This window comes from Sphingobium sp. D43FB (assembly GCF_002312805.1).
Classification (GTDB): domain Bacteria; phylum Pseudomonadota; class Alphaproteobacteria; order Sphingomonadales; family Sphingomonadaceae; genus Sphingobium.
Window position 1 is genome coordinate 1 of sequence record NZ_NMUA01000249.1, and the last position, 396, is coordinate 396.

Consider the following 396-nt stretch of genomic DNA (forward strand, 5'->3'; position numbering starts at 1 on the left):
GCCGCGGCCAGGACCAGCGGGTTCAGCACGCCATCGGGGGTGGGGACGCACATGGCGATGCGCGGCACCCCCGCGACGCGCGCGGGAATGGCGTTCATCAGCACGGAGGAGGGGTAGGCCGCCTTGCCGCCGGGCACGTAGATGCCCACCGCGTCCAGCGGCCCCCAGCGCAGGCCGAGGGTGAGGCCGAGCGGGTCGTCCAGCTCCACGTCGCGCGGCAGCTGCGCCTGGTGGAAGCGCTCGATGCGGGTGGCGGCGAGGTCCAGCGCGTCCAGCAGGGCAGGGGCGCAGCCGGCGCGGGCGGCCTCGATCTCGGCCTCGGTCACGCGCAGCGCGGCGGCGCTGCCGGGGGTCCAGCGGTCGAAGCGGGCGCCCTGTTTGAACGCGGCGTCGCAT

At 76.3% G+C, this 396-nt stretch carries 1 protein-coding gene; it reads right to left on the reverse strand.

Annotated features, from left to right (window positions below):
* The coding region (locus SxD43FB_RS24245; protein WP_176482931.1) for a histidinol dehydrogenase at positions 1-396 on the reverse strand (396 nt) is incomplete at both ends.